This window comes from Pseudoalteromonas sp. T1lg21, assembly GCF_002964625.1.
In the GTDB taxonomy this organism is placed as follows: domain Bacteria; phylum Pseudomonadota; class Gammaproteobacteria; order Enterobacterales; family Alteromonadaceae; genus Pseudoalteromonas; species Pseudoalteromonas gelatinilytica.
Window position 1 is genome coordinate 1 of sequence record NZ_PQBX01000041.1, and the last position, 24,717, is coordinate 24,717.

The following is a 24,717-nucleotide window of genomic DNA, read 5'->3' on the forward strand; positions in this document are numbered from 1 at the left end:
CCATTAAGCTAACCTGTACTAATTACCCGTGAGGCTTAACCATACAACGCCAAACGCGTTTTATGACAGCGTAACAGACAGAAGTTAAGACACTAAAGTAGACATTTTACTTGATATCAGATTTCCGAATTTATTAATTTGCTCTGATGAGCGAATTAAAACCAAATTTGCTTGGTGACAATAGCGTTTTGGACCCACCTGACCCCATGCCGAACTCAGTAGTGAAACGAAACAGCGCCGATGATAGTGTGGCATTTGCCATGTGAAAGTAGGACATCGCCAGGATCCAAATTAGAGAAAGCCCGATTCGAAAGAGTCGGGCTTTTTTGCGTTTGGAGCTATCCACATAACGTGCCCTATTCATTCTTCAGGTAGGTTGGGTAGAGCGAAGCGAAACCCAACGTGAGTTAGCGAGTGGCTAGTTAGCAAGGGTAAAGTTGAACTGTAGGGTTGTTAAGTACAGAGTCTCCCTCAGCAACAAACCCCGTAGGAGGCACTTCAGTGCCGAATCAGACCATAACAAACACATTCATGGCTAAATAGTTAGCGAGTTACAAGTTAGCAAGGGTAAAGTTGAATTGTGTGGTTGTTTAGTACAGAGTCACCCTCAGCAACAAAACCCCGTAGGAGGCACTTCAGTGCCGAATTCTGACCATAACAAACATATTCATGGCTAAAGCCATTCCTACAAGTACACTTTGCCTAGAACCTAGAACCTAGAACCTAGAACCTAGAACCTAGAACCTAGAACCTAGAACCTAGAACCTAGAACCTTGAACCTTGAACCTTGAACCTTGAACCTTGAACCTTGAACCTTGAACCTTGAACCTTGAACCTTGAACCTTGAACCTTGAACCTAGAGCCTAGAGCCTAGAGCCTAGAGCCTAGAGCCTAGAGCCTAGAGCCTAGAGCCTAGAGCCTAGAGCCTAGAGCCTCCGGCAGAGGAAGACGCAGCACCAAACACCCACACCGCGCGGCTGAACGCTGACGGCTGAAAACTCTGTGTTGGGTTTCGCTTCGCTCTACCCAACCTACGCCAGACCTCAAAACTTTCCCCTTGCTAACTTTACTCTCGCAACTCACTCACACTGCTGTATTTCTTTCACATCACCGCGGCCATCACTTAGATAGCATTGTTCTAGTAAAGAGCAATAGCAGATCTCGGTTTTGATGCTATTACGTTGCTTGTTTACTTTGTCCCATTGAGTTTCATTAAATCCCGTTCGCTTGAAACCAAAAAGTTTAAGTTTGCTGCCAGATGCCAGTAACCGGTTATCACTGGCACTCGTCATAATCCAGCCAAATGCTTCGAAAATATTTATGTCGGGAGAATCATCTTGCAGAGTTTGTAGCTGTGTTTCATATGCTTGTGTATCAAAACAGCATGCAGAAATTACTTTATAGATATCTAAATATGATTGGTCGTTATAATGATACTTCACATACTTTACTATCGCAGGTCCTGAACCTGAATTAGAGAGCACAAAGGTGATTTCAGATAGATTTTTTTCTTCATTAAAATTTCCCGTCATCACTTCGAGCCATGGCCAGGTTGCGGCTTTTACTTGTCGTTCTGCGGCGCTGGCTTGCAAGTAAGTGGCATAAAAGGAGGCTGCTGAAATTATAATGGCGCAGAGTGCGAGAAATAGGTTTAGCCGCTCGTTGGTAAACCATGCCTTGCGCTGGTTGCTAGCAGGCTGAGTGTTTTGCTGGGTGGTCTTTGTTTGCTCTTCAACGTTAGAGTTTTGCTCTGTTTTAACGGTTGAACAGCTTGCGTCCTGTTGCTGATTATCCATAATTTTTAATTGTTGTTTTTATAGACTAATAAAGATACAACTTTAATTGGATAGATAAAAGAGACAGGGAGCAAAACTCCCTGATTTGGTATTAACTATTTGAGATAAATACGGTGAGCTTTTCACCCACTCTTAAGCTATCTCTTGAAAGGTTATTCCATTGTTTGAGCTTAGTGATACTGACTTTGTATTGCTTTGCTATCTTCCAAAGGCTATCGCCAGATTTAACCTTATACTCGATTTGTTGATCAGCCAATTGCGGCAATATCAGTTTTTGACCAATACGAATGGTGTTTGTTTTTAGGTTATTGAAGGTTTTTAGTTGGCTAACTGTTACTTTATAGTTCTTTGCAATCACACTTAAGCTATCACCGCGTTTAACAGTGTAATGTTGCCACTGGCTATAATCATTGCTCTTTTGATTAGCTAATAGAGTTTGATAACTTGCTTGCTGATCTTTGGGAACCACAATATGTGGCGCATCAATCACTGCTGGGTATCGGATAACACCATGGTTCAGCTCTTCTAGCTCTTGCCATTTCGCTTTGTCTGCCAAGATCACTGCACCTGTCACTGGTAAGGTCGCAATAGCCTGCTCATTCTTAATGGCAGGGAATATCATTTTTTGGTGTTTTAATAATTGTGCTGCGGCCAGTAACTTAGGCACGTATTGTTTGGTTTGCGATGGTAGTTTTAAGCTAAAGAAGTCCGTCGATTTACCTTGTTTTTTATTACGAGCAATTGCCTGTAATACACGCCCTTCACCAATATTGTAGGCAGCAATAGCATGATACCAATCGCCATCAAAGCGTTTATAAAGGTATTCCATAAAATCCAAAGCTGCGCGGGTGCTGTCGATCACATCTTGGCGACCATCATACCAAGGGGTAATTTTTACTTTAAAGTATTTGGCGATTGAGGGGGTGAGTTGCCATAAACCCGATGCATGTTTGTGCGAATAGGCACTGGCATCAAAATCGCTCTCTATAAGCGGCATTAGAGCGAGTTCTATTGGTAAGTCACGGTTTTCTACTTCTGTGACGATATGATACAAATACGGCGCTGCACGGCGGCTTATTTCTTCCATGTAATTTGGATGAGTAAGGTACCAAGCAATGCGCTTTTGCACATCTGGGTGACTTGAATCGCTAAACTGTAGTTGAATGCGAATACGCTGCCATACGTCATCAAGTTCACTTGGTTTGAGCGGTGTCACCGCGTCTACTTGTGCTGTTTTAGCTTCTGCAACCACAGTGCCTGGATTGGCTTTGATGATGGGCTTCTTTTCGGGAAGTGACTCAGGGGCAGTCTGACAGCCTGTTACAATAAAAGAAACAACAACAAGGCCTAAAAATCGATTTAAAAACACGTATTAAAATACTCCGTTAACTTAGGTGCGGGTAAACTAAAGCGCCTAAGCTTAACATAGGGTGAGCTAAAAATGACCATTAGATTAACAGCTCGCTAACTTACTCACCCAATTGAAATTAAAACGAAATACTAACTTGTAACCCAGCATAACCATGGTTTTGCGCTTCCCAATAGCGGCTGTCTATTTCTCGGGCTCTGGCATAGATCTCTATTCTGAATGGCTTTGAGTCCACGCCCATACCCACACCAACATAGCCATCAATATTATTGTGGTCGTCATCATAGCGGTCTCTGTAGTCGTGGTCATCGCGGTCGTCGTATACAGCAAGCTCAATTAAATCTAAGCCCACTTCGCCATAGACAAAAAAGTTGCTGAAATAACCAAATTTGATGCCGCTATCTAAGGTGAGAAATGTCTCCCGATCACCTTTTTTAGTAAATACTTCTGCTGAGCCTAGTGCCGTTGTAAATGCTGCGCCGAAATTACTGTAGTTATTTTTAGCCATAACTTCGATGCCGGCTGAGGTGATTGAATCAGTACTATTATGCTCTGATTTAACAAACAGGTTCATATTAGGGCTGTCATAAATACCAGCAAAGCTTGTAGCAGGAATGAAGGCAAGTGATGAAAAGAGTGCTAAGGCAAGGTTTCGCATATTGGTTAGTCCATTAAACTTAATGGGTACATGATACCAAACGGCGCCTTAGCAAATTGTAAGTAAGTGTTCTAACTATGTAAGTTAGCCGAACACGCAGCGGAAGCAGGCTCCTTGTTGGCGTTTGATATATACCAGATCGCCGCCATGATTGAGCATGATCTGGCGCGATAAACTTAAGCCTATTCCTGAGCCTTGTTGCTTGGTGGTAAAAAATGGCACAAAAATCATCTCAATCACATGATCGCTGATACCTGTACCATTGTCGCTGACCTCTAAATACAGTTGTTGATTAGCATTTTGTGCAATGCTTACTTCAATGCACTTTGCTGACTCTGGACTATTTAACTGCTTAAGGACATCAAGGGCATTGGTAAGCAGGTTTATTATTACTTGTTCAACTTGGCCTCTATCTATCATTACTAACTGTTGGCTTTGCACCGATAAATTCAACGTAATATTAAGTTGCTTAGCTTGTTGTGAGTGCAGAGCAACAACTTGCTTGGCAAGATCTGCCAGAATATGTGGCTGTAAGTGTGGGGCGGGTAAGCTACTAACCTTTTTAAATTGCGCTATAAATTCCCCTAAATGCTCGGTTCGTGATGCGAGTGTTGTTAGGGCGAGTTGCAAGTCTTGTTTATCTTCCTGATCATCAAAACTAAGCTCAGTTGGCAGCAGTGCCGTACAAGTTTGTGCTAAAGAAGAAAGTGGCGTAATCGAATTAGCAATTTCATGGGTTAGTACTTTGGTAAGGCGCTTATAAGCTTGTTGCTCTTTTAATTGCAGCTGATCATGAATCGATTGCAAACTGATCACTTTACGAACTTTACCTTGGATTTCGGCAATACTGATCTGCACAGATAACGTATCGTGCTGCTCACCATTTTGCCATGGCACGGTATTACGGCTATTTTGCTTTGCGTCTTGGACTAGGTTGGCTATTACACCTAAATCATCGATGTGCTTTACAGCTTGTCCAAGTAAACGGCTGACCGCCGGATTGCTTTCAATAATAGTGCCTTGTTCGTCACATACTAATACTGCTAAATCGATATGAATTAATAGCGCTTGTAAGAACTGGGCTTGTTGCTCTGCATTAAAACGCGCAGCCTGAATTTGTTGTTTAACCTGCTCAAATTGCTGCTGCATAGGGTGTTGGTCGCCAAAGCCTAATGTGCTGTCTCCATTCGCTAAAGCGCGAAACACTATATCTGCACGCCTTGTTTGGCGTTTAAATAAATTAAAAATTTGCGCGGCACATACCAAATTTAAAATTACTAAAAGTGCCGAAATTGCAGAAAACCCGCTTTGTTCTATTTGCCAAAACAAAGTAATTGATAAACCTATTAATGCAGCTAATAGGCTGGCTAAGATAATAAAATTTCGCATAGATTAAAGTCCGTATTTTTCTAAACGACGATACATGGCTCCGCGTGTTAGGCCGAGCGCTTTTGCTGCATGACTCACGTTCCCTTGAAAATGCTTTAAAGCTGCACGAACGGTTCTCTGCTCGATGATTTCAAGATCAAAAGTGTCGTAGTCAGCGGCGCTTGAAGAGAGCTCATTTGTGCTAGTAGCAGCACTTGGTGAGCTTATCACTGAGCTTATATCGAGCTCTGAGCCTTCTGAGAGGATGACTGCTCGCTCAATTGCATGGGCAAGTTCACGGACATTGCCTGGCCAATGATACTGGCTTAAACGTGCCATATCAGATGCTGCAATCGAGAGCTCACGTTTGTATTTATGTGCAAAGTGCTGCAAGTAGTAGTTACACAGTAATGGAATGTCTTCACTGCGCTCACGCAGAGCTGGCAAACGGATCTCTACGGTATTAACACGGTACAGTAAGTCTTGCCTAAACTTGCCTTCAGTAACTGCTTGTTCGAGGTTTTCATTCGTTGCACAGATCAAGCGAATATCAATATCGATGACTTTAGAACCACCAACCGGTGTTATTTGCCTATTTTGTAGTGCCGCAAGTAGCTTAACTTGTTGGTTAAGCGGTAAATTACCTAGCTCGTCTAAAAATAAACTGCCACCATGGGCCAGCTCAAATCGGCCAATGCGATCTTCTTTCGCGCCAGTAAACGCCCCTTTTTTATGGCCAAATAGTTCGCTTTCAAACAGGCTTTCGGCCAGTGAGCCCATATCTAGACTAATGAAAGGCTGGTTTTGGCGCTGGCTTGCATTGTGGATTGCATGTGCAGTGAGCTCTTTACCTGTGCCACTTTCGCCACTGATCAATATGTTGGCATCGGTGTTGGCTGCTTTGTCGATTACCGAAAAAACCTGCTGCATGGCATCACTTTGGCCTAAAAATTCAAATGGTTGGTTGCCGATTGATTGCTGCAAGGCTTGTTTTTGTTTTGTGAGTTTACCAACTTGCTGTTTGTCTTTAGCGTGTGAAAATGCCGCCGCTACAGCACCGAGTAATTGCTCATTTTGCCAAGGCTTGGCAATAAAATCAGAGGCACCGGCCTTAATTGCTTCGACAGCTAGCTGAATATCGCTGTAGGCCGTCATAAGCAGTACCGCAATGTTAGCGTCTTGGCTCATGATCTTTTTTAGCCAGTAGAATCCTTCTTTGCCACTAATTGAGTCTTGCGTGAAGTTCATATCGAGTAACACAACATCTATAGCCTGATCCGCTTCATGCTGTGCGTTAATGATACCTTCGATATCAAAGGGGTTATCTGTGGTTTTTACAACCTGATAATGCTGCTTTAAAAGTAATCGTGCGGCGATGAGTACGTCGGGGTTATCATCGACGATAAGAATTGATCCTGCTTGTTTCATAGCTATTTATTATTATTCCTTTATGGGAACACTAAGACTAATTGAAAATAGTAAGAGTGTCCATTTATGGACGATATATGGGTTTTGAAGTGTTCTATAAGCGGACACTTGATTATATGCACTCGTATTGATTTTTGTATAAGTCCTTGTAATTTAATAAAAATAAAAGTTGGCACAAGAGTTGTTTTATCTATAGGTAATTAGCACCTAGATAACTTAAAGGCGTCAACATGGATAAGAAAATTACACGCTCAAATAACAAAGCATTTTTTAAGAAATCAGTCATTGCAGCGGCATGCTTAGCTGTTGCGGCTGCAGCTTATGGTTTCACGCAAACTGAGCAAACAGGTCGTAGTCAGCAAGTAACCGCGACAAGCTTAACGATTAGCACAGTACAACAAGGTGAGTTTGTTGATGCTTTAAGTCTTCGTGGTCAGGTTATGCCTCGCACTACTATTTACCTCGACACCATTGCCGGAGGCCAAGTCGAAGAGCGACTTGTTGAGCAGGGTGAGTTTGTTAAAAAAGGCCAACCACTTGTGCGTTTAAGCAATACCAATTTGCAGCTTGATGTAATGAGTCGTGAAGCACAGGTGACTGAGCAGCTTAACTTTTTACGTAACACGCAAATGAATATGGAAACCAGCCGTTTAAACTTACGTCGTGATTTGCTTGAAATCGATCTTAAAATTACGCATTTATCGCGTCGCTTAAAACAAACTCAGCCGCTAGTGAAAACGGGTGTGTTAGCACAAGAGCAATTATCTGAAATTCAAGAAGACTTAGCGTATTACAAAGCTCGAAAAGAACTAACCCTTGAGCGTCAAAAGCAAGAAAACAGCATTCGTGAAGTTCAAGTAGCCCAGTTAAAAGACAGTGCCGACATGTTAGAGAAAAACCTTCAGTTTGCGCGTAAGAACCTTGAAAACTTACTCGTAACAGCACCTGCCGATGGTTATTTAAGTGAACTTGATGTTGAAATTGGTGAATCAAAAGGCCGTGGTGCTCGCCTAGGGCAGATTGATATTCCTAATGAATATAAGCTAGTTGTGCGACTAGATGAGTTTTACCTGAGCCAAGTTCAAACAGGTATGCAAGTGCTTATTGAACACGAGCAAGGCGAAATTGCGGCAACAGTTAGCAAAATTGATAGCCGTGTTCAGCAATCACAGTTTCAGGTTGAAGTCGATTTACCCAATGGCACGAGCAACATAAAACGTGGGCAAAGCCTTGATGTACAGCTGATGCTAGGTGATAGCAAAGGCACTGCTTTATTACTTGAACGCGGCGCATTTTTTACCAGCTCAGGGGGTAACTGGGTTTATGTCATGGAAAAAGATGGCAATCGTGCAGTACGAAAAGACATTCGTCTTGGCAAAAAGAATCAAAACTATTATGAAGTGTTAAGTGGCCTAAGCGCCGGAGATCGCGTGATCACCTCTAGCTACAGCAACTTTGATAAAGCACAACAACTACAATTTTAAGGATAATAACAATGATTAAATTAACTAACTTATCACGCGTGTTCCGTACTCAAGATGTTGAAACAACAGCGCTTAATAACATTAACTTACATGTAAACGAAGGCGAGTTTCTTGCCATTATGGGGCCATCTGGCTGTGGTAAATCAACATTACTCTCTATTTTAGGTATGTTGGATTCGCCATCAGCAGGTAGTTTTGAATTTTTAGGTGCAGACATCGCAGGGTTTGGTGAAAAGCAATTAGCGGCACTTAGAAAAGCGTCGATTGGTTTTGTTTTCCAAAGCTTTAACTTAATTGATGAATTAACAGTATTTGAAAACGTTGAGCTGCCATTACAGTATCAAAATATCTCAAAAAGTGAACGTAAACAGCGAGTAGAAGAAATTTTAAAACGTGTTGCAATCGACCATAGAGCAGATCACTTACCGCAGCAGCTATCGGGTGGTCAGCAGCAACGTGTAGCAGTAGCCAGAGCTCTGGTGATTAATCCAAAGCTAATCTTAGCGGATGAGCCTACGGGTAACCTTGATTCAAAAAATGGTGATGAAGTCATGGCGATGCTGCGTGAGCTAAATCGCGAAGGTACCACGGTAATTGTGGTTACCCACTCAGAAAAAGAAGGCAATTATGCTGACCGTTTGGTGCGCTTACTTGATGGCCAAGTGATGGTTGATAAAGCTAACCGTGTTCAACAAACAGCAGAGGTGGCATAACATGATTTTAAGTTATTTGATCACCGCGCTGCGCGCGTTTAAAAACCAAAAACAGCACTTTATTTTAAATGTTCTGGGTTTAAGTGTGGGCTTAGCTGCGGCAATTTTAGTTGCTTTGTTTGCAAAAAATGAGCTTTCGTACGATAGCCAACAGCCACATGCTGAGCGTGTTTATCGCGTTGGCCAGGACTTCTCAAAACTTGGTTTAGCTGTGGTGCCTATTTTTAATTATGTGCAGTCAAAGCAGGCCGAAGATTACAGCCAAGTTGAAGAAGTGTTCGGATTAACTATGGTCGAGTTGACTCGTGAAGCCATGGTTGATGTGAGTTACCGCAACCAAGGCTATAAGTTAAATGCCTTATATGGTGCTACTGCAAATATTGAAAATTTCATTGCTTTGGAGACGATTGCGGGTGACTTAACAACAGCAATGAGTACACCAGATAGTCTCGCTTTAAGTGAATCAGAAGCACTGCGCATTTTTGGTCGCACCGATGTGATTGGTGAAACACTTACGCATGAACAAGGACAGTACACAGTGCGTGCCGTGTTTGCAGACTTAACAGACAACACTCACTTTGCCTTTAAAAATCTTGTTTATGTTAAGCATGATCCGAGCGATATAAACATCAACAGTAGTTATGTTTATATGCGTTTAGCAGAGGGCACCGATACAGATGCATTGGCTAAAACCTTAACAGAGCGCTTTTTTAGTGGTTCGATGCTGGAGCAAGTTAGTTTAGAGCTGCATCCATTACTTGATTTGCACTTAACGGCTAAATCACCGTTTGAGATGAAAGCAGGTGGTGCTAAACAAGTGGTGATGATTTGTGTTGGTTTAAGTGTGTTACTTATTCTTATTGCAGGTTTTAACTTCATTAATATGACCGTCGCTCAATCGACGAAACGTGCAAAAGAAGTGGGTGTGCGTAAAGCGCTTGGCGCAAGTAAAGGCCAGTTAATAACGCAGTTTTTATCTGAATCTGTTTTGGTATCAATGCTTTCAATGGTGATTGCATGTGCTTTAGTGGAGCTATTTTTACCAAGTTTTAATCAACTAGTAGACCGCGAATTGGGCGTGAATTATGCCTCTGAATTTGGCATTGCCATTATTGTGGTCGCAATTGCTGTGGGCATATTAGCTGGGCTTTATCCTGCATTCTTTATTTCATCATTCAGTGCAAAACGCGTTTTAAGTGGTGACTTACAGCGTGGTAATACTGCAATATGGGTTCGTAAGAGCTTACTAACCTTACAGGCCTCGCTAGCAATAGGTTTAATCATTGCCTCTATTACCTTGTTAAAGCAATTAACTTACTTACAAAGCTTACCTTTAGGCTATGAAACAACACAAAGATTGGTTATTTCAGAGCTACCTGTAGGCGAAGTATTCACAAAAGAAAAAAATGCCTTAGTTAACCGTATTAGTGCAATTCAAGGTGTACAGCAAACAACAGTCATTGATACCCGTTTAACCGTTTCAATCAATAATACACTTATGCCAACGTGGCCAAATGGTGAAGCGTCTGGCAGCTTAACGCCTGTAGTAGGTGCAAGCTACGATGTTGTAAAAACACTAGGATTAAAACTGGTTGCTGGACGTGACTTTAGCCGTGAATTTGCTGGTGATTGGGCAAGCCGTGCAAATGGAGTAACAAGTACGGGTACCATCGTGACTGAATCTGTCGCAAGGCAAGCGGGTTACACTAACATGAGTGACATTATTGGTCAGGTAATTAAAGACTCAGGTCGTGGCGTAGATATGCGTGTTGTAGGTGTGGTTGAAGATGTAAAAGTAGGTAATGCTAAAGATGCCAACTCAAATATTATGTTCTTATGTGGCTTTAACTTTTTATCACCAGTATCAGAACTAATTTTAACGATTGATCAGCAAAACTTGCCTTACATTAAAGCTCAGATCGCAGAAGTATTAGCAAGCTCAGCCAATATCTATGAGCCAAAAATTAACTTACTCGCAGACAACTACAAAACCCTGTTAAAAGGTGATGAGCGAATTTCGAATGTGGTTTTAATCTTTACCGGTCTTGCTGTGTTCTTAACTTGTTTAGGTACCTTTGGTTTGGCTTCGTTTGCAACAGTGCGTCGTCAAAAAGAAGTGGCTGTTCGAAAAGTGCTAGGTGCATCTCGCATCAGTATCGTAAATATCATCGCTAAAGAGTTCTTAGTGCTGGTGGCGGTAAGTATTGCTATTGCGTATCCAGTAACTTACTTGTTGGTAGGTGATTGGTTAGCCAACTTTAATGACCGTATTGAACAAGCTGTATGGGTGTATTTAGTTGCCGCCGCCGCTGTAGCCGCGATTACCTGGGTTACCGTTGCAAGCTTAGCCTTTAAGGCCGCAAGCACCAGACCATCACTTATCTTAAGATATGAATAACAGTTAACTAACTATCAACGATAAGCCCAGCAATACAGCTGGGCTTTTTTACTTTTAAATACGACGCCATAAATGACAACCTACGTAGGACGTGCTTTAGCGCGTAAGGATAGGGTTAAAGGTCTTTAACCTTCACCGCGGGGTTACCTGCTACTAGGGTATTTGCCGCGACATCTTTGGTAACTATTGCCCCTGCGCCAATCACGGCATTATCAGCAACTTTAATACCTGCAAGTATAATAGCGCCTGCACCAATCCATACATTGTTGCCGATGCTAATCGGCGCTGCAAAATTAGCTTTTGCTAAACGCTCGGTTGGGTTTACAGCATGCGATACCGCGAGTATTTGCACATTAGGGGCTATTAAGCAGTCATCGCCTATCATAATTTGCGCATCAGTTAGCGGTGCATCGAGCATAGTACAGTTAATATTTATGAAGGTTCGATCACCTATTTTAATACCACTGCCATAATCACAATGAAAACCCGCTTCTATAACAACCTGCTCTCCACAGTGAGCAAACATGCCTTTTAGTCGTTTTAAATTGCCTTTACTCGGGCTTTTGGCAAATAAACGGCAAATTTCATGGGCATTTTTTCGTTGTTCGAGTAAGGACTTGTCGAGGCTATTAAACTCTTTCATGGGGCATGTTCATGGTTATATTTGCCAATAGCTTAGCGTGTTGGTGATGAAGATCAAAATTAAACCTGTGTAGGTTAACGATCATTCACTTGCCATTTATATTGTTTCGTTTAAAATCTCAAAACTTTCGAAACGAAACTTACGTGGTTCACTTTATGACAAAACGAAACACTCAACAACGTCGCCATACTATCTTAAGCCAAGTGAATGAACTCGGTGAAGTTGCTGTTGAAGCGTTAGCAGAGCAGTTTCAAACCTCTGAAGTGACGATACGCAAAGATCTGACAGCCCTTGAAAAAAGTGGCTTGTTACTACGCCGTTACGGTGGCGCTATTGCATTGCCGCAAGAAATCGTTGCAAATAGCAACGAGAAAAGCGACTCGCTTCGCAAAATGGCAATCGCACAGGCAGCTGCAAAGCTTATTAAAGATCATAACCGCATCATCATTGATAGCGGCCGAACTACAGCGGCGATGATCCCTGAGCTTGCAAGTAAGCGCGGTTTAGTGGTGATGACAAATGCTATTAATGTCGCTAACCGACTGCTTTCATTAGAAAATGAGCCAACACTTTTGATGACCGGCGGAACTTGGGATCCACACTCAGAATCGTTTCAGGGCCAAGTTGCTGAGAATGTTCTACGCTCTTACGACTTTGACCAACTTTTTATTGGTGCCGATGGCATTGATATTGATAGAGGTACTACAACCTTCAATGAATTAGTTGGGCTTAGCCAGGTGATGGCTGAAGCTGCCCGAGAGGTAGTGGTGCTGGTTGAGTCAGAAAAAATTGGCCGAAGAATACCGAATTTAGAACTGCCTTGGCAGCGTGTAACCACAGTTATCACAGACAACAACCTAAGCGCAGATAAGCGCGAGGCGATAACAGCATGTGGTGTACAGCTGATCTGTGCAGAAATTGAATAACCCGTAATAAGACCGACAACACCTTATTACGCATCATTTTATGACAACACATCTCGCCCAAAGTAAAACACTTTGGCATGTGCAAAAGGAGAGATTATGTGTGGAATCGTTGGGGCTGTTGCAGAACGCCCTGTAAATAAAATTCTTGTTGAAGGCCTAAAACGCCTTGAATACCGTGGTTATGATTCGGCAGGTGTGGCTTTACTTAAAGGTACTGAGCTTAACACTGTAAAAGCAGTGGGTAAGGTTGCTAACCTTGAAGCGGCACTGAATGAAGCTGCTGTTAAAGGCACTACTGGTATTGCACATACTCGTTGGGCTACCCATGGTAGTGTAACCGAAGCGAATGCACACCCTCATATTTCGAACAGCGAAATTGCCCTCGTTCATAACGGTATTATCGAAAACCATGCCAGCCTACGCGATGCGCTTAAAGGCGACGGTTATGAGTTTTTATCAGAAACAGACACTGAAGTTATGGTGCACCTTATTCACCAACTTCGCCAACAACACGATACGCTTTTAGCTGCAGTACAGGCTGCTGTGAAGCAGTTTGAAGGTGCATTTGGTACGGTTGTATTTGATAAAGCGAACGACAACGAAATCATCGTAGCGCGCTCAGGTAGCCCACTGGTGATTGGTTTAGGTCTTGGCGAAAACTTTATTGCCTCTGACCAACTTGCTCTATTACCTGTTACACGTACCTTTATTTACCTTGAAGAAGGTGATGTTGCTCGTATTACCCGTGACAGTGTAGAAATCTTTGATGCAAATGGTGATGCAGTTGAACGCGAAGTGATTGAATCAAACATTACGCAAGATGCATCAGGTAAAGGCGAATATCGTCACTACATGCTGAAAGAAATTTACGAGCAGCCGCTTGCTGTACGTAACACCCTTGATGGCCGCCTAGTTAATGACACTGTCGCGATTGATGCCTTTGGCGAAAGTGCTCAGCAAATCTTTAAAGACGTAAAACACGTGCAAATTATTGCCTGCGGTACTTCATACCACTCAGGTATGGTTGCGCGTTACTGGCTTGAACAGTTCGCAGGCGTGAGCTGTAACGTTGAGATTGCTTCTGAGTTCCGTTACCGCGAATCATTTGTACATGAAAATAGCTTACTTGTGACCATTTCACAGTCTGGTGAAACAGCTGATACGCTTGCTGCACTGCGTCTTGCAAAACAGCAAGGTTACATGGCGTCAATGACCATTTGTAACGTGCCGGGTTCATCATTAGTACGTGAATCTGATTTAGCCTTTATGACTAAAGCGGGTGCTGAAATTGGTGTTGCATCAACTAAAGCCTTCACCACACAGCTTGTTGGCTTATTAATGCTTACGGCATCTATTGCCCAAGAAAAAGGCCTAGATCAAAGTGCGATTGTGAATGCAATCAAAACACTTCCTAACAAGTTAGAAGAAGCACTACTGCTTGCAGAGGGCATTGAAGATTTAGCTGAAGAGTTTGCTGATAAGCACCACTCACTATTCTTAGGTCGTGGCTCACAATACCCAATCGCGATGGAAGGTGCGCTTAAGCTGAAAGAGATTTCATACATTCACGCCGAGGCATACGCAGCGGGTGAGCTTAAGCATGGTCCTCTTGCGTTGATTGATGCAGACATGCCAATCATTGTTGTGGCACCAAACAACGAGCTACTAGAAAAGCTTAAATCAAACGTAGAAGAAGTACGTGCCCGTGGCGGTATTATCTATGTATTCGCAGATAAAGACTCAGCGTTTGAATCTGACGAAACAATGCGTGTAATCAACGTAAACCATGTAGATGACGTGATTGCTCCAGTTGTATATACAATTCCGTTACAGCTGCTTTCATACTATGTTGCGGTTATTAAAGGCACCGACGTAGACCAACCTCGAAACCTAGCAAAATCGGTAACGGTTGAGTAAGTTAAAGCATCGAAAGCCGGCTAATTAGCCGGCTTTCTAGTGTTTAAAAAAAGTTATAAGTGAATGAAACGCCGTATGTTCTTGGGGGAGCATACATGACATCACTGAAACTCAGTTCAGACGTTGCTTTATCTGCTTTACTAACTTCAATTTCTTCATCGAGCAGGTTTTTAGTCCACAGCATGACTTCCCATGTGCCATCTGTAGAAACAATGCCTATCTGGCTATTCACTAGGTTACTGGTACCAAGTTCGGTGGCTGATAAGTTACGCGCATCGCTTTGAACTTTACCGCGGTACGAATAATCAACCCCAGCAAACAGATCCCAATTTTCAGTGAGTGTGGTTTCATAGTTTAGGCTGACGCTGTTCGTCCATTTTGCGGCTCCCGGAAGTTGGTTACCGGTACAGTCGTCAATGGCATGGCAGTTTTCAAATTCATCAAAGGTTGCATCAGCATAGCCAATAGCCGCATTCACAGCTAATTGCTTCGTTACTCGGTAGCTTAATTCAGCCTCAATACCTTGACTGGTTGCCGATGGGCCATTAACGACTCTGTTGGTGCCATTATCGTCAATAACGCGGGTTTGAATATCTGAGTAGTCTAAGTAAAAAGCAGCCATATTTAGACGCATGCGGTGATCAAATAAATCACTTTTAAGGCCTAATTCGTAACTGACAACGGCTTCACGGTCAAAACTCATCTGTGGGTTTAAAGGGTCGCCACCAATTGATTGTAGAGATTGTGGACGGAAGCTATAACCCCCTTCTTTATAGCCTTTCGATACTTTACCGTAAACGTGGTTGTTGTCGTTTATTGTGCCATTTAAGCCGACAGTCCATGATAAAAAGTCATCTTTAAGGGTCTGATTTGTGGCTGGAATATCAATGTAATTGAGCAAGTACACACCCGGCAAAGACGTTTCCCAGCCGCGTTGATAAAAGCTCATTTGTTTTTCTACATCTGAGTATCGTAAGCCTAAAAAGCCGTTAATTGCTTGAGTGAAATCATAATTAACATTTGCAAAAATGGCGCTGCTTTTGGTTTGTAATGTGCCGCCATTGATAGGGCCGCTACCCGGTTGTAAGTTAAGGCTCTGTGGGTACGGCTCTGGTAAACCTGTTGGAATGCCATATATCCCAGTACCACTTAAAAAGTTTTGGTCATTTACAGCCTCATTATTTAAATAGAAAAAACCAGCTACATAGCGTAATGACTGATCCGTTGGCGATAAAATCTGAAACTCTTGCGTGAATTGTTCGTTATTTTCGGTTTCGGTACTGAATACGATATCAACGGGAGTTGAGTCCATGTCTGTACCAATGGTTGAGTCGTACACCTTTTTAGCTGTGATGGATTTAAACTCAAACCCAGAATCAAATTGGTAACTGAGCGTTGTATCTAACCCCCAGTTTTCGCGGCTTACAAAGTAGCGCTCAGGGTTTACAAACACTTCATGAATATCGTCGGTAATAAAATCTTCTGGTGTCATGCCACTTGGGTAAAGACCTAAATACCCAAGACCTAATTCATAGTCAGTGAGTTTATTCGCAAGAGGAATACTCTTGTCTTTTAAGTATTCAGCGCTGATATCAAGGGTTAGTTTATCTGTTGGTGTGTAACGAACTTGCGCGCGACCACCATGACGGTCCTGTGTTGAAAATTCGCTGCCGTCGGCACTATTTTCAACATAACCGTCTCGAGAAACATCAAACAAAGAAATACTCGCGGCGAGAACGTCTTCGATCAGAGGCCCTGTTAAATACAGGTTGGTTTTACGAAGACCATAATTGCCTAAGTCGACTTTTACTTTACCTTCAACCATATCTGAAGGCTTTTTGGTTGTGATATTAATAACCCCTAAATTGGTATTTTGACCAAATAAAGTGCCTTGTGGGCCACGCAAAACTTCTACTCGCTCAATATTACTGAGCTCTTGGTTGAATCCTGTTGCTCGTGAATAGACCACACCATCGACATACATGCCCATGCCAGGGCTGGTTCCCGAGTTAAATACGCCATTAGGGCTTGATGGAATACCACGCATGTTGATGGTGGTTGTAAATGGTGAAGTGGTGACCATGCTCAAGTTAGGAACAGACTGCTGAATATCTTGAATATTTTGAATATTTCCGCGGTCCATTTGCTTGCTGCCAAGCACTGATATTGCCAGCGGCACTTCTTGCAAGTTTTCACCGCGCTTTTGCGCTGTCACAATGATTTTTTCGAGTGCTAATTGTTCTTGTTGTGCGGTATCTTGAGTTTCAGCTGCTAGGCTCACGATAGGCAACAAGGTTAATAAACTGGTTATTGTTTTTGCCAGTTTGTGCTTTTTAAAATGACCCACCAAGCTCTCCTTTTGAAGCAATTAATTATTATTTTTTTCTGGTAAGTTAATCTTTTAAGCGATAAGTTTTGTTAGTGCTTCCGGCTTTGCAAAATAAGAGAAATTAGTTTTAAAGTTTTTACTAATTTGCAAATTCGGAATATTAAAAAGCCCGTATTTAGCTGCTTTGGCAGCTGTGAGATTAAAATAAAAAGAATAATAAAAGTGTATCACTATGGTATTAAATGCGTTTTTATCTAGCCCTTTGACAATTCAGCCGTTCTCTCTTTTTATCGGCGCATGTATGTGTTTTAGCTTTGGTTTGTCGTTTTTTTTGTGGCGTGCAGGGCCCGGCTCTGCGGGGGCAAAAAATACCATGGCCTTGGTTAGTTTATTGATTTCAATGTTGGCTTTAGCTGTCATCATGCAAGCTGAGATACCAGCCCTCAGAGGGCAAGTGTATTACCTCGTCAGTATTCAAATGCTGACGGGTCCTTTGCTGTATTTTTATGTGTTGTTTCAAACAAGGCCTAATTTCACTCTTCAAGCGACACACTTATGGCATTTGAGTCCGGTACTCATTTTTACACTCATTTGGCATTGGCAAATGCCCGTTGAGCTTAATCACAGTTTGGCTTTACCTTGTTTTAGTAATGAGTTATGCGATGTGTATCGACAAAATCGTTACCTTCATAAGGTGGCTGCTTGGGTCAGCAATTTAGCTTATGGCTTTATCATCATTGGGATTCTTAAATCTTACCAAGTGCAAATTAAAAGACGTTTTTCTAATATCGAAGAGATCAATTTACGCTGGGTCACCATGATTTGCTGGTGCTATATAATCGGTACTCTATTGGCTATTCTATTTGAAGCTGGTCAGTTCTTAGGAAATGAATTTAATAGTGGTCATATGCATGAACTTGCGATGCTGGTGACAACCGTTCTAATTGCTCATTACGGGGTGAGACAAGTAACAATCCACGCTGAAGATAATGAAGAGCCTCGAAACCAGCCAGTAGAAAGCGTATCGAGCAGCAATAAAAAGTACCAAACAAGCAGCTTAACTGAAGTAGATGCTGCTTCACTTTGGCAGCAACTGCAGCAATTGATGGTGACTGAACAGCCATACTTAGAGGCGGGTTTAAAGGTGAGTGATTTAGCTAAGCGTTTAGATGTCTCAGTGAGTCATGTATCCGAAACCATTAACGGTCATGCAGGGTTATCGTTTTACGATTTTATTAATAAGCAGCGAATAGAAGCCGCTATTCGCATCTTAGAAGATCCTAATAAAGCCCATTTATCAGCGACTGAAGTTGGCTTTGAGGCTGGTTTTAACTCGGTTTCAACCTTTTACAGCCACTTTAAAAACTATCAAGGTTGTACGCCTAAACAATACCGCAGCAAACAAAGTGCGGCTACTGTGAGTTTAAAAAGCTAAACCCACAGTGTGGGTTTAGCGCTTAATTAAAGGTTTTGATCACTTTGCTTGATTAAGTAGCTATAAAATTGCACCGCTTTAGTTAAGTTCTCGATGCTAATTTTTTCATTTGTACCATGGAAACCGGTTAGCTCTTGTGAAGTGAGCGTCATGGGTAAGAAGCGATAGCTATCGTCAGCAACTTGTTGGTAGCGACGACTGTCTGTCCCCCCTACTGTTAACCCGGGTACAACTACCAGATCGCCATGAATGCTTTGTGCAGCATTAGCAAGTAGTTTAAATGCAGGGCTTTCGCTGCTTGATACGGGTGATGGTTCAAATTGTTCAACAATGCCAATCTCAATACGAGGGTCATCAATCACTGCATTTACGTAGGCAATGATACTCTCGACGGAATCGCGTGGGTGAATTCGAAAGTTAACTTTTGCTTTAGCTTCGATGGGTAATACGTTTGATTTCTCACTGCCCGATAACATAGTCGGTGCTGTGGTTGTGCGGAGCATGGCATTAGCAGAGCTCATTTCACTCATTTTATTTTCGATAAGTGAGCCAAATAACCATTGGTTGGCAAATAACACACGGCTTGAAAAAGGCATATGACGAGCCATTTTATCGTAAATTTGCGCCGAAATACCTTCAAGACCACCGGGCACTGGGGAATTTTTTAAGTTTACAATGGCTTGCGCTAAGATACTCACTGCCGTTTCTGAGGGAGGCATTGAGCTGTGACCACCCTTGGCATGTGCGATTAGCTCAAGGGTTAAATAGCCTTTTTCGGTGACGTTAATACTTGCCACTTTTGGCTCAACACCAGGGATCATACCATCAAGTACAAATGAGCCTTCATCGAGTGACCATTCAAGGGCAATAGCTGCATCAGCAAAGTAATCAGCAATTGCTGCAGCACCATATTTACTACCAATTTCTTCATCATGCGTTAGCGCAATATAAACATCTCGCTTGGGGCGGTAGTCTTGTGCAAGTAAATGAGTGATCGCTTCCATGAGAGTAATTGCTGAGCCTTTATCATCAAGTGTTCCGCGCCCCCAAACATGTTCACTATCAATGGTGCCAGCAAAGGGAGGGTGGCTCCATAATGACTCTGTGCCGGCAATGACCGGAACGACATCATAATGAGCAGATAATAAAATCGCTTTGTTATGCGCCTCGCTACCACGCCAATGAAAGAGCAAGGTGTAATCATTAAACTTTTTTAACTCAAGTTGTTGGTGAACATCGGGGTATGTTTGCGCTAGCCAAGATATAAATGCGCTAAACTGCTGGTAATCAATATCAGAACGATGCTCTTTTGAAATCGTTTTAAATTGCACCGCTTGAGATAAGTGTTCAGCAATCTGCTGACTGTTTACAGCAATATTTGCTTTAGGGATTGGGGTGATTGCTGCGGGTTTGAATTGCCAAGTGCGAAATAACACAATCGCAGTTAGCAGTAGCAAAGCCGCTACAAAGCAGATGAGTATTTTTTTTATTGTCATGATTTATTTCACTATTTAGAAAAGTACTGAGTGAGTGAAACGTAAAAATGGCTGGTTTACTTCCGGTTTTGCAAACTGAGAATAAATTCTATAAAAAAACTACTTTGGTTGTTGGTTGGAGGTTAAATCTCAGAAAATGGTGCTCTTTTTTTCTTTGTTTGTACCTGCAATTCTGTTAGCTTAAAAAATTACCAATTTTTCTTAAGGATAAGTCGTGCGACTATTTAAGTTATTCTGTATTAGTGGTTTTTTACTCTGTACTAGTCTTGTAATGGCTGAACCAGCTGCAGATGATGCGGTTACACATTACAGCCAACATACGCATACTATCGAATCAAGTAATCTTAGTGAGCAACGCACTGTCGTTGTGCAATTACCTAAAAGCTATCAAACACATCCAAACAAAAAGTATCCCGTTATTTACCGTTTAGATGGGGCCGGTAATTTACCCTTAATTAATGCTGTGCTAGAGCGCTTACAAGAAAATGATCAAGCGCCAGAGGTGATTGTAGTTGCGATTGAAAGCACTAATCGACTTAGAGATTTTTATCCGACAGTGAACAAAGAACCACAAGGGCCTGTTGGCGAAGGCGGTGGTGCAGCAAAGTTTTTAGCTTTCGTAGAGCAAGAACTGATGCCTTTGGTTAATAAACAGTATCGTACTCATGATTATAGAGTTATTGCCGGAGCCTCAGCTGCGGGTGTACTTGCTCTTTACGCTATGCAGGCTGAGCCTGAGTTATTTCAAGCGCACATTGCTTATAGCCCTGCGGTATGGTGGAACTATGGCGCCCCGGCTAAGAGTCTAAATACCTTTGTTACTAAAGCCAAAAGTATTAACAGCTATGTATATATGAATATCGGTGAAGAAGCCGGCATTATGCGCGAAAGATACGATGATATGCAGCAAACATTGCAAAATAGTAAGGTGCAAAATCTGCGCTTTAAGAGCGATGCCTTTGCAGGGGTTTCGCATAACCTAACCTCAGCCGCTGGGGCATTTAATGCGTACCATGGCTTATTTTTATCTAAACATATGCCTTTGAGTGCATTGGGCGATGATGTTTCATCAATTGATGCCTATTATCAACGTTTATCTCAGCAATGGGGCGAGCAAATAGCGCCACCAGACCGCGCTGTTAGGTTGCTGGGTTACAGCTTAACGGATAACCAGCAATTTGAGCGGGCTATTGAGGTGTTTAAGTACAATATCAAAAACTACCCTAAATCAGTGTATGCACTATCAGCTTTGTCATATGGCTATGAAATGCAAGGTAATACTCGCCAAGCATTAATTCAAATCGAGGCTGCAATCGCTGTTGCAGATGACTCGTATCCCTACCCAGGTTACTTAAAAGAGACAAAAACGAGGTTACAAGGGCAGCTATAGTTAAGCTGCCTTAAACAAATCAATGGTCTTGGTGATAATAGCTCAGGGTTTGTAGGGCAAGCGCAAATACATCTGCGCTGTTATCACCATTAACGTTTTTAACCACAGTCACCGCGCGTTGATGATCAACACACATAATGGTCATGGTAATGCCACCCATACTACCGCCAGAGTGCATTACAGCGTGTGGCATGTCGGCCATCAATGTTTGTAGTTCAGTATCATGTTGGTATTTTTCTCTTTGTTGATAGTTTTTGAAACCAGTCATCCAACCGATACCAAAATCGACCTGTTCACCATTATTGAGTGTGGCTGGGCTAAACATTTCATCCACGGTGGTTGCTTTTAGGTAATTGCCCTGCGTGTGAGCTACTGCAAACTTGACGATATCACTTGGTGTTGCAATAAAGCCACCGCCAGCCCATTTATAGCTGTGATCGGTCTGCGGTGAGTTAATTAAACGGCCCTGATCAACGCTATAAGGTCTTGCACGATGTGGGATCAGGGTAAACTGCTCATCAAAATATATGTCGTTTAACTTAAGTGGCGCGAAGACTTCTTGTTCGATAATTTCTCTAAAGTTGCGTTTCGGATCAGCGCCTTCCATCGCAGCGCTTACTAATGTCCAAGCGAATGTTGAATACTGCTGTTTGGTGCCCGGCTCAAACAGCAGGGGATCATCTTTAAACATGGCTAAAGCGCTATCAATATCGCCATACCATTTGTTGAGTAAAAATTCATTGGCGCCTTTTTTGTAATGGCGGATCCCTGCGGTATGTGACGCGAGTTGGCGCAGTGTTAAAGTTGCGTGTTTCTCTGGCCAGTTAGTTACATAGTCGGTTACAGGTTTGTCTAAGTTAATCAACCCCTTGTCGTAAAGGCGCATCATAGCGGCAGTGGCAATAAGTTTAGAGACACTGCCAATGCGAACCTTATGCTCGGGACTCATTAAAACTTGATTTTCGATATCGGCAAAACCATAACCCTTTGCCGCGATTATTCCTGATTTATCGGCCACCGCGACAGTAATGCCCGGCACCGTTTTCGCACTCACCGCCGATTGAAACGCGGCATCAATCGCTTGTGGTAGTTCAGCTGCGCTAGTGACATGGGCAGCAATCAACAGTGGTAAGCTGATGAGTGAGCGAGCTATACGGTGTTTGAGCATGGCGGCATCCTTTTTGAGTAACCTTGCAGTCACTCTTGTTATTATTTTTAAGGCATTTTTAGATTGCTCAAATTTTCTCTAGATGACAACCCATAGTCGCTTAATTGCACATTTTTCACGTTGTGATGAACATTTAAAAAGGGCGTAAATAACAACGATTGATTATTTTTTAGTTGCTTTCACTTTTTAAGGTGTTTACAATCGCCGCGATTTTAACCATTCACACACTGTAGAGGAGTAAACAATATGACTTATACAACTTGTTCCTTTGCAGGTCGTTTTCTTGCCTAGCTCGAAGCTATTTCTTTATTAGCTTTTCAAAGCTAAGCCTGATCAATTAATCAAAGACCTGCCAAATCATTTTTCGTTAGCATTTTTCTATTGCAGAGAAAGGAATTGGTATTATGGGCAAGTCCGTCCAAAAACTTACTGATAACGTTAGCCTTATTGCGTCTAAAGAGTCGTGGATTGAAGGGCTAGCAATACAACAATTAATTAAAACTTCTGAATTACCTGGTATGCACGCTGTAGCGGGTATGCCCGATTTACACCCAGGTCGAGGTTACCCCATTGGGGCTGCCTTTTTTACAGAAGGTAGAATTTATCCCGCTTTAGTGGGGAATGATATTGGCTGCGGTATGTCGCTTTGGCAAACCAATACTAAGTTAGCCAAGTTAAATGTAGATAAGCTCGCAAAACGCTTAAGCGATGTTGAACAGCCTCTAGATGAAAGTTGGCACACATTGATTAGCGAGCGAAAACATGAACTGGCTATCACACAAACTGGTTTTGATAGCGCCCTTGGCACCATAGGTGGTGGCAATCATTTCGCTGAATTTCAGGCGATTGAAGAGGTGTTTGATCAACAAGCCTTGCTTGCTTTAGGCCTACAACCTAAACAATTGCAGCTATTGGTGCATTCTGGCTCTAGAGGGTTAGGGCAAGCTATTTTAGTTAAGCATATTGCAGAGCATAACCATGATGGCCTTGAGGTAGTAAGTGATGCCTTTACAGATTATATGGCCAAACATGACGAAGCCCTGCGTTGGGCTCAGTTAAACCGAGAACTGATCGCACGGCGTTTTTTACAAGCTATTCGCGCTGGTGGCGAACAGGTTTTAGATGTAAATCATAACCTTGTAAGTCAATCACAGATTGCAGGACAAGCAGGCTGGTTACATCGAAAAGGCGCTACACCTAGCGATCAAGGGGCTGTGATGATCCCTGGCTCTCGCGGTGATTACAGTTACTTAGTTAAGCCAACGGCTGAGCAAAACGTAAACTTACGCTCCCTTGCACATGGCGCTGGTCGCAAATGGAAGCGTGGAGAATGCCAAGGCCGTTTGAGTCACAAGTTTAAAAAGGAAGATTTATATCGCACTGCGTTTGGTAGCAGGGTGATCTGTAATGATAAAACGCTGCTTTATGATGAAGCACCACAAGCTTACAAAGACTGCCAAACAGTTATTGATGACCTTGTTGATGCTGGGCTGGTTACTGTAATTGCCAAATTAAAGCCTGTGCTTACCTTTAAAACACAAGGAACGTGCGGATGATCTTAGTGCAATTATCGTCAGGGGCGGGTCCTTTAGAGTGCTGTAAAGCGGTGGCTATGGCTGTTAAGCGCCTTGAATGTGATGCTAAAGCGTTAGCTATTAAGATGAATACTCTTGCTGTAGAGCAAGCTGAACTTTCAGGCTGCTACAAATCGGTTTTGCTTGAATTAACCGGTACTGAGCCGCAAATTTTAAAACAGTTTGCGCAGCAATGGCATGGCTCGATGTTGTGGGTTTGTCAAAGCCCATTCAGAGCAAGGCATAAGCGTAAAAACTGGTATTTTGGCGGTCAACTATTTGAAATAGCTGAGCAAACTTTTGATTGCGAGATCCGCTTTCAGCAATGCCGCGCAAGTGGCGCGGGAGGCCAACATGTAAACACCACTGATTCGGCTGTTCGTGCTACCCATGTTGCGACAGGAACTACTGTTCGCGTAGAGAGTGAACGAAGTCAGCATGCGAATAAGCGTTTAGCCCGATTGTTGCTAATGCAAAAACTGGCAGAGCAAGCTCAGCAAGCGGCAAGCCAGCAGCAAAAGTCGCGGTGGCAACAACACAATGAGCTGCAACGGGGTAATCCGATTCGTACGTTTAAGGGCCCTGAATTTAGCCAGACTCACAAAGGAAAAGGTTAGCAAATAAC

General features: G+C 42.6%; 18 protein-coding genes and 1 rRNA gene. 10 read left to right on the top strand and 9 right to left on the bottom strand.

Annotation, left to right across the window (positions count from 1 at the left end):
• Positions 1-170 precede the first annotated feature (170 nt).
• Positions 171-285: ribosomal RNA gene (gene rrf, locus C2M25_RS09285) — 5S ribosomal RNA — on the top strand.
• Positions 286-1,079: 794 nt separating this feature from the next.
• Here rrf and C2M25_RS09290 read toward each other — a convergent pair.
• The 5 genes from C2M25_RS09290 to C2M25_RS09310 form a co-directional block, all read right to left on the bottom strand.
• Positions 1,080-1,796 (bottom strand): hypothetical protein, encoded by a 717-nt coding sequence (locus C2M25_RS09290; protein WP_105180971.1) that lies wholly within the window; start codon positions 1,794-1,796, stop codon positions 1,080-1,082.
• Between the two features lie 91 nt (positions 1,797-1,887).
• Positions 1,888-3,165 carry a LysM peptidoglycan-binding domain-containing protein gene (locus C2M25_RS09295; RefSeq protein WP_105180972.1) on the bottom strand — a complete coding sequence of 426 codons (1,278 nt, stop codon included), beginning with the start codon at positions 3,163-3,165 and terminating at the stop codon, positions 1,888-1,890.
• Positions 3,166-3,283: 118 nt separating this feature from the next.
• A complete protein-coding gene (locus C2M25_RS09300) occupies positions 3,284-3,823 on the bottom strand; it encodes a hypothetical protein (protein WP_105173831.1) in 540 nt (179 codons plus the stop codon).
• A gap of 84 nt (positions 3,824-3,907) precedes the next feature.
• On the bottom strand, positions 3,908-5,212 hold the full coding sequence (locus C2M25_RS09305) for a sensor histidine kinase (protein ID WP_105173832.1): 1,305 nt from the start codon (positions 5,210-5,212) through the stop codon (positions 3,908-3,910).
• A gap of 3 nt (positions 5,213-5,215) precedes the next feature.
• Positions 5,216-6,619, bottom strand: coding sequence for a sigma-54-dependent transcriptional regulator (locus C2M25_RS09310; RefSeq protein ID WP_105173833.1), 1,404 nt, complete (start codon positions 6,617-6,619; stop codon positions 5,216-5,218).
• 230 nt (positions 6,620-6,849) lie between these two features.
• On the opposite strand from C2M25_RS09310, the gene C2M25_RS09315 reads away from it, so the two are divergent.
• From C2M25_RS09315 to C2M25_RS09325, 3 genes are read left to right on the top strand one after another with little or no spacing between them, the layout of a single operon-like run.
• Positions 6,850-8,103 (top strand): efflux RND transporter periplasmic adaptor subunit, encoded by a 1,254-nt coding sequence (locus C2M25_RS09315; RefSeq protein WP_054552245.1) that lies wholly within the window; start codon positions 6,850-6,852, stop codon positions 8,101-8,103.
• A gap of 11 nt (positions 8,104-8,114) precedes the next feature.
• Positions 8,115-8,816, top strand: coding sequence for an ABC transporter ATP-binding protein (locus C2M25_RS09320; protein ID WP_105180973.1), 702 nt, complete (start codon positions 8,115-8,117; stop codon positions 8,814-8,816).
• A 1-nt stretch (position 8,817) separates the two neighbouring features.
• Complete coding sequence (locus C2M25_RS09325) at positions 8,818-11,214, top strand: ABC transporter permease (RefSeq protein ID WP_105180974.1); 2,397 nt, start codon at positions 8,818-8,820, stop codon at positions 11,212-11,214.
• 115 nt (positions 11,215-11,329) lie between these two features.
• Here the strand turns inward: C2M25_RS09325 and C2M25_RS09330 are convergent, their stop codons facing one another.
• Complete coding sequence (locus C2M25_RS09330; RefSeq protein WP_105180975.1) at positions 11,330-11,857, bottom strand: sugar O-acetyltransferase; 528 nt, start codon at positions 11,855-11,857, stop codon at positions 11,330-11,332.
• Positions 11,858-12,012: 155 nt separating this feature from the next.
• On the opposite strand from C2M25_RS09330, the gene C2M25_RS09335 reads away from it, so the two are divergent.
• A complete protein-coding gene (locus tag C2M25_RS09335) occupies positions 12,013-12,783 on the top strand; it encodes a DeoR/GlpR family DNA-binding transcription regulator (RefSeq protein ID WP_054552250.1) in 771 nt (256 codons plus the stop codon).
• A gap of 96 nt (positions 12,784-12,879) precedes the next feature.
• A complete protein-coding gene (gene glmS, locus C2M25_RS09340) occupies positions 12,880-14,700 on the top strand; it encodes a glutamine--fructose-6-phosphate transaminase (isomerizing) (RefSeq protein ID WP_105173837.1) in 1,821 nt (606 codons plus the stop codon).
• A gap of 43 nt (positions 14,701-14,743) precedes the next feature.
• Here the strand turns inward: glmS and C2M25_RS09345 are convergent, their stop codons facing one another.
• Positions 14,744-17,047 (bottom strand): TonB-dependent receptor, encoded by a 2,304-nt coding sequence (locus C2M25_RS09345; RefSeq protein ID WP_105180976.1) that lies wholly within the window; start codon positions 17,045-17,047, stop codon positions 14,744-14,746.
• A gap of 283 nt (positions 17,048-17,330) precedes the next feature.
• Here C2M25_RS09345 and C2M25_RS09350 point away from each other — a divergent pair, with 283 nt between their 5' ends.
• The gene (locus C2M25_RS09350; protein ID WP_158679697.1) at positions 17,331-18,464 is read left to right on the top strand and encodes a helix-turn-helix domain-containing protein; all 1,134 of its coding nucleotides are present in this window, start codon (positions 17,331-17,333) and stop codon (positions 18,462-18,464) included.
• Positions 18,465-18,490: 26 nt separating this feature from the next.
• Here the strand turns inward: C2M25_RS09350 and C2M25_RS09355 are convergent, their stop codons facing one another.
• Entirely contained in the window at positions 18,491-19,960 is a 1,470-nt protein-coding gene (locus tag C2M25_RS09355) for a M20 family peptidase (protein WP_105173841.1), read from the bottom strand.
• A 271-nt stretch (positions 19,961-20,231) separates the two neighbouring features.
• Here C2M25_RS09355 and C2M25_RS09360 point away from each other — a divergent pair, with 271 nt between their 5' ends.
• Complete coding sequence (locus tag C2M25_RS09360; RefSeq protein WP_105180978.1) at positions 20,232-21,350, top strand: alpha/beta hydrolase; 1,119 nt, start codon at positions 20,232-20,234, stop codon at positions 21,348-21,350.
• 19 nt (positions 21,351-21,369) lie between these two features.
• Here C2M25_RS09360 and C2M25_RS09365 read toward each other — a convergent pair whose 3' ends face one another.
• Positions 21,370-22,518, bottom strand: coding sequence for a serine hydrolase domain-containing protein (locus tag C2M25_RS09365; RefSeq protein ID WP_105180979.1), 1,149 nt, complete (start codon positions 22,516-22,518; stop codon positions 21,370-21,372).
• A gap of 404 nt (positions 22,519-22,922) precedes the next feature.
• Here C2M25_RS09365 and C2M25_RS09370 point away from each other — a divergent pair, with 404 nt between their 5' ends.
• Together C2M25_RS09370 and prfH are read left to right on the top strand one after the other, a co-directional pair.
• Positions 22,923-24,074 (top strand): RNA ligase RtcB family protein, encoded by a 1,152-nt coding sequence (locus C2M25_RS09370; RefSeq protein ID WP_105180980.1) that lies wholly within the window; start codon positions 22,923-22,925, stop codon positions 24,072-24,074.
• On the top strand, positions 24,071-24,709 hold the full coding sequence (prfH, locus tag C2M25_RS09375) for a peptide chain release factor H (protein ID WP_105180981.1): 639 nt from the start codon (positions 24,071-24,073) through the stop codon (positions 24,707-24,709). The genes C2M25_RS09370 and prfH overlap by 4 nt, the downstream gene beginning before the upstream one ends.
• The last annotated feature ends 8 nt before the right edge of the window (positions 24,710-24,717 follow it).

What these genes read in the sequence shown, in the direction of transcription:
- C2M25_RS09300 (WP_105173831.1), bottom strand. Translation starts at nt 3,823, where the DNA reads ATGCGAAACCTTGCCTTAGCACTCTTTTCATCACTTGCCTTCATTCCT.
- C2M25_RS09355 (WP_105173841.1), bottom strand. Translation starts at nt 19,960, where the DNA reads ATGACAATAAAAAAAATACTCATCTGCTTTGTAGCGGCTTTGCTACTG.
- C2M25_RS09350 (WP_158679697.1), top strand. Translation starts at nt 17,331, where the DNA reads ATGTGTTTTAGCTTTGGTTTGTCGTTTTTTTTGTGGCGTGCAGGGCCC.
- C2M25_RS09325 (WP_105180974.1), top strand. Translation starts at nt 8,818, where the DNA reads ATGATTTTAAGTTATTTGATCACCGCGCTGCGCGCGTTTAAAAACCAA.
- C2M25_RS09305 (WP_105173832.1), bottom strand. Translation starts at nt 5,212, where the DNA reads ATGCGAAATTTTATTATCTTAGCCAGCCTATTAGCTGCATTAATAGGT.
- C2M25_RS09320 (WP_105180973.1), top strand. Translation starts at nt 8,115, where the DNA reads ATGATTAAATTAACTAACTTATCACGCGTGTTCCGTACTCAAGATGTT.
- prfH (WP_105180981.1), top strand. Translation starts at nt 24,071, where the DNA reads ATGATCTTAGTGCAATTATCGTCAGGGGCGGGTCCTTTAGAGTGCTGT.
- glmS (WP_105173837.1), top strand. Translation starts at nt 12,880, where the DNA reads ATGTGTGGAATCGTTGGGGCTGTTGCAGAACGCCCTGTAAATAAAATT.
- C2M25_RS09335 (WP_054552250.1), top strand. Translation starts at nt 12,013, where the DNA reads ATGACAAAACGAAACACTCAACAACGTCGCCATACTATCTTAAGCCAA.
- C2M25_RS09370 (WP_105180980.1), top strand. Translation starts at nt 22,923, where the DNA reads ATGGGCAAGTCCGTCCAAAAACTTACTGATAACGTTAGCCTTATTGCG.
- C2M25_RS09330 (WP_105180975.1), bottom strand. Translation starts at nt 11,857, where the DNA reads ATGAAAGAGTTTAATAGCCTCGACAAGTCCTTACTCGAACAACGAAAA.
- C2M25_RS09290 (WP_105180971.1), bottom strand. Translation starts at nt 1,796, where the DNA reads ATGGATAATCAGCAACAGGACGCAAGCTGTTCAACCGTTAAAACAGAG.
- C2M25_RS09360 (WP_105180978.1), top strand. Translation starts at nt 20,232, where the DNA reads ATGGCTGAACCAGCTGCAGATGATGCGGTTACACATTACAGCCAACAT.
- C2M25_RS09310 (WP_105173833.1), bottom strand. Translation starts at nt 6,619, where the DNA reads ATGAAACAAGCAGGATCAATTCTTATCGTCGATGATAACCCCGACGTA.
- C2M25_RS09365 (WP_105180979.1), bottom strand. Translation starts at nt 22,518, where the DNA reads ATGCTCAAACACCGTATAGCTCGCTCACTCATCAGCTTACCACTGTTG.
- C2M25_RS09315 (WP_054552245.1), top strand. Translation starts at nt 6,850, where the DNA reads ATGGATAAGAAAATTACACGCTCAAATAACAAAGCATTTTTTAAGAAA.